This window comes from Brevundimonas sp. (genome assembly GCF_024711105.1).
In the GTDB taxonomy this organism is placed as follows: domain Bacteria; phylum Pseudomonadota; class Alphaproteobacteria; order Caulobacterales; family Caulobacteraceae; genus Brevundimonas.
This window is the reverse complement of record NZ_JANJTL010000062.1, coordinates 1-4,019: the sequence shown is the minus strand read 5'-3', so window position 1 is coordinate 4,019 and position 4,019 is coordinate 1. Positions and strand designations below refer to the sequence as shown.

Sequence of the window (4,019 nt, the reverse complement as noted above, 5' to 3'; positions counted from 1 at the left end):
GCTCGGCGCCGCGCAGCATGACGCCCGAGCAGACGAAGGCCAGGGCGAAGTTCCGGTCCCAGCCGCGCGCGGCGTAGGAATCGATGACGAAGGCGCGGTAGCCGGCCTCGGCCGCGGCACGGGCGTAGGTGTCGATATGCTCGCGCACCCCGCCGCAGCCGTGGAACAGGAGGACCGCCGGGCGCGGCTCGCCGTCGTCCGGCCCGAGGACGCGCATCGACGGCTCTAGGCGCCGCCAGCGTTCAGCCAGGCTGTCGATCAATGGCGGAAGACCCGCACGCCGGTGAAGGCCATCGCCAGGCCCGCCTCGTCGGCGGCCTTGATGACCTCGTCGTCTCGGATGGAGCCGCCGGGCTGGATCACCGCGGTGGCCCCGGCGGCGGCGGCCTCGAGCAGGCCGTCGGCGAAGGGGAAGAAGGCCTCGGACGCGCAGGCCGATCCCTGCGCCATCGAATGGGCCAGGCCCTTCGCTTCACCGGCTTCGCGGGCGCGGATGGCGGCGATGCGGGCGGAGTCGCGGCGGTTCATCTGGCCGGCGCCGATGCCGGCGGTCTGGCCGTCCTTGGCGTAGACGATGGCGTTCGACTTGACGTGCTTGGCCACGGTGAAGGCGAAGAGCATGTCCTCGACCTCCTGGGGCGTCGGCTGGCGGCGGGTGACGATCTTCACATCGGCGGCGGTGATCCGCGAGATGTCGCGCGACTGAACCAGAAGGCCGCCGGAGACCGAACGGAACACCTCGCCGGGCTGGAGCGGATCGGGCAGGCCCTCGGTCAGCAGCAGGCGCAGGTTCTTCTTGGCGGCGAAGACGGCCAGGGCCTCGTCGTCCGCGTCCGGGGCAATGACCACCTCGGTGAAGATGTCGGTGATGAGTTTCGCGTCGGCGCCCGACAGGGGCCGGTTGACCGCGACCACGCCGCCGAAGGCGGAGACGGCGTCGCACTCCAGCGCGCGCTTGTAGGCGTCCGACAGGTCGTGGCCGACCGCCACGCCGCAGGGGTTGGCGTGCTTGACGATGACGCAGGCCGGGGCGGCGAACTCGGCCACCAGCTCATAGGCGGCGTCGGCGTCGGCGATGTTGTTGTAGCCCAGCTCCTTGCCCTGCAGTTGGCGGGCGTTGGCGACGCCGGGGCGGGCGTCACTAGTCCGGTAGAAGGCGCCCGTCTGGTGCGGGTTTTCGCCGTAGCGCAGGGTCTGGGCGAGGCCGCCCGAGATGGTCTTGCGGGCCGGGGCCGAGTCCTCGATCTGGGTCGCGAACCAGCCGGAGACGGCGGCGTCATAGGCGGCGGTCCTGCCGTAGGCGCGGGCGGCCAGCCGCTTGCGGAGGGCGAGTGAAGTCGCGCCGTCCGCCTGGAGCGCGGCGAGCACCTCGTCCACGCCGGCCTTGTCGACGCAGACGGCGACGTAGCCGTGGTTCTTGGCGCCTGAGCGGATCATGGCCGGGCCGCCGATGTCGATGTTCTCGACCGCCGCCTCGAAGCCGCCGCCGGACGCGACGGTGGCCTCGAACGGGTAGAGGTCGATCCAGACCAGATCGATGGGGCCGATGCCGTGGGCCGTCATCGCCTCGGCATGGGCCGGGGCGTCGCGCACGCCGAGCAAGCCGCCGTGGACGACGGGGTGCAGCGTCTTGACCCGCCCGTCCATCATTTCCGGAAAGCCGGTCAGGTCGGCCACGTCGCGGACGGGCAGGCCCAGCCTTTCGATCGCCGCGCGGGTGCCGCCGGTCGAGACAAGTTCGACGCCCAGGCCGTGAAGCGCGCGAGCGGCGTCCTCCAGCCCGGTCTTGTCGGAGAGGGAGATGAGCGCGCGCCTGGGCGTCACGCGGTCGGGCGGCGGCGGAAAGTCGGGTGCGGCGGGCATGGGTCTCTTCAGGCGGGGGAGGAGCCGAAGCGGGGTTCGAGGCTGTGCAGACAGGAGAGGGTGGAGGCTTCGTCGCGGGCGGACGCCGCGGCGAGCAGGGACAGCAGGTGGTTCATCATGGCCTGGCAGTCCAGCGACTCGGCGCGGGCCGACAGCACGCCTTCGACCTCGGTCGGGCCGACGTCCTCCGCGGCGTAGAAGATCTCCTCGGTCAGCTTCTCGCCGGGGCGAAGACCGGAATATTCGATACGCACGTCGAGGTCGGGCTCGTGGCCGTGCAGACGGATCAGCTGGCGAGCCAGGTCGTCGATGCGGACGGGTTCGCCCATGTCGAGCACATAGACGTGGGCGTCGCCGGGCGCCTTCGGCAGCGTCGAGGCCTGGAGCACCAGCTCCGCCGCCTCGCCGACGGTCATGAACCAGCGGGTCATGTCGGGGTGGGTGACGGTGACCGGCCCGCCGCGGGCGATCTGGCGCTCGAACAGGGGCACGACCGAGCCGGTGGACCCCAGCACATTGCCGAAGCGCACGATGGCCGCGCGCGCCGTGCCCTGGGGAGCCAGGCACTGGACCACGCGCTCGCCGACCCGCTTGGTGGCGCCCATGACGTTGGTGGGGTTCACGGCCTTGTCGGTGGAGACGAAGACGAAGGCCTGGGCCGTCTGGCGGGCCAGCTCCATGACGTTGACCGTGCCGCCGACGTTGGTGAGCACCGCCTCGCAGGGGTGGGTCTCCATGAGCGGAACGTGCTTGAGGGCGGCGGCGTGGAGCACCACCTCGGGCTGTTGCTCGGCGAAGACCTGCTCAAGGCGGGCGCGGTCGCGGACGTCGCCCAAGGCCACGGTCCAGGGGACGCTGACACGGGTTTCGCGGAGCTGCTGGTCGAGCTGATAGAGGCTGTATTCGGCGGCGTCGAACAGGACGAGCTGCGAGGGTCTCAAGGCCGCGGCGCGGCGGGTCAGCTCAGAGCCGATGGTTCCGCCGGCGCCGGTGACCAGCACACGGCGACCCTCGATCAGGTGGCGGGTGCGCGATGCGTCGAGGTTGCGCGGCGGGCGGGCGAGCAGCCGGTGGATCATCTACAGCCCCTCCGCCGCGCCGGCGGGCTCGAGTTTCCAGCGGATGCGGGTCTCCGCGTCCGTCCGGGCCACGCCACGCAGCACGATCTGCACCGTACGCCGGGTCAGGCCGTTTTCGAAACAGGCGCTGGGCTCGATCGTCACTTCCTGGGCGTCGGAGCGGAACCACCAGCCGCGTCCGGTCTCGCCACGCAGCAGGACGCTGTGGCGGTCGCGCGCCAGGGACGCGGTGGCGCCGGGCTGGAGGTGGAACCGCACGGCATAGGGTGCGGCCAGGGCGGCCTTCGGCGGCCCTTTCGGCGTCAGTCGCTCCTCGGCCCGCAGCTCATCGAGCCGGCGCTCCATGTAGAGGCGGCGCTCGTGGCGCAGGCCGAAGCCCTCGACCCAACCGTCATGGCCCACCTCGACCAGCACGGCGCCCTCGCCCGCGTCGCGCCTGACCGCCACGTTGAAGTCCGGCGCCTCCAGCCGGGGGCCGAGCACCCGCGCCAGGTTACCGGCCAGCGGCTGCCCGACCGAGGCGTCGCCGAGGCTCAACGTCGAGGCGGCGGGTGTCAGGCGGAAGCCCTGGCGGTCCGAGGCGCGCTCGCTCCAGCCCGCGTTTGTCACAAGCCGGTCCCGGCCACAGACGATCTCGATGGCGGCGGGCTGGGCGCAGGCCGTCTTGGCGTAGGCGCCCGCCGCCGGCGCGCCGGCGTCCAGCAGCACGTGCAGCAACTGCCCGTCGAGCCGCTCGTAACCGCCCGAGGTCAGCCGTTCGGCGCCGGCGGGTGCGCCCGTCTCGTCGTGGGCGCGGACGGCCGCGACGCGGGGGGCTGAGCCCTGCTCCCCGCCCTGGAAAGCCGCCAGGCGGCCGTCCGGCAGGGTGAGGGTCCGCAGCGCCGAGGTCACGCGATCGATGGCGCGGCCCAGCTCCTGTGGCGCCTCGCGGCCGAGCTGGAGCAGGGCGTCGTCGAGCGTCAGCAGGTCGAACAGCAGCTCCATGCCGGCTTCCGGGCTGCGCGAAGCGTGGCAGCCGTCAGTCAGCACGGTGCGCGGCAGAGCCCGTCGCAGGCGGCCAAGGCCGGCGGACAGCAG

The 4,019-nt window shown here is 72.4% G+C and carries 4 protein-coding genes; all 4 read right to left on the bottom strand.

Going from position 1 to position 4,019, the window contains the following annotated elements; translation table 11 throughout:
• On the bottom strand, window positions 1–217 hold a 217-nt coding region (locus tag Q0M60_RS05150), incomplete at its 3' end, for a dienelactone hydrolase family protein (RefSeq protein ID WP_296816806.1).
• 41 nt (window positions 218–258) lie between these two features.
• Window positions 259–1,863, bottom strand: coding sequence for a bifunctional phosphoribosylaminoimidazolecarboxamide formyltransferase/IMP cyclohydrolase (gene purH, locus Q0M60_RS05145; protein WP_296816803.1), 1,605 nt, complete (start codon window positions 1,861–1,863; stop codon window positions 259–261).
• Window positions 1,864–1,871: 8 nt separating this feature from the next.
• Window positions 1,872–2,942, bottom strand: a complete 1,071-nt coding sequence (locus tag Q0M60_RS05140) for a polysaccharide biosynthesis protein (protein WP_296816801.1) — start codon at window positions 2,940–2,942, stop codon at window positions 1,872–1,874.
• Window positions 2,943–4,019, bottom strand: a 1,077-nt coding sequence (locus tag Q0M60_RS05135) for a heparinase II/III family protein (protein WP_296816797.1), incomplete at its 5' end; no start/stop codon positions are given.

What these genes read in the sequence shown, in the direction of transcription:
- purH (WP_296816803.1), bottom strand. Translation starts at nt 1,863, where the DNA reads ATGCCCGCCGCACCCGACTTTCCGCCGCCGCCCGACCGCGTGACGCCC.
- Q0M60_RS05140 (WP_296816801.1), bottom strand. Translation starts at nt 2,942, where the DNA reads ATGATCCACCGGCTGCTCGCCCGCCCGCCGCGCAACCTCGACGCATCG.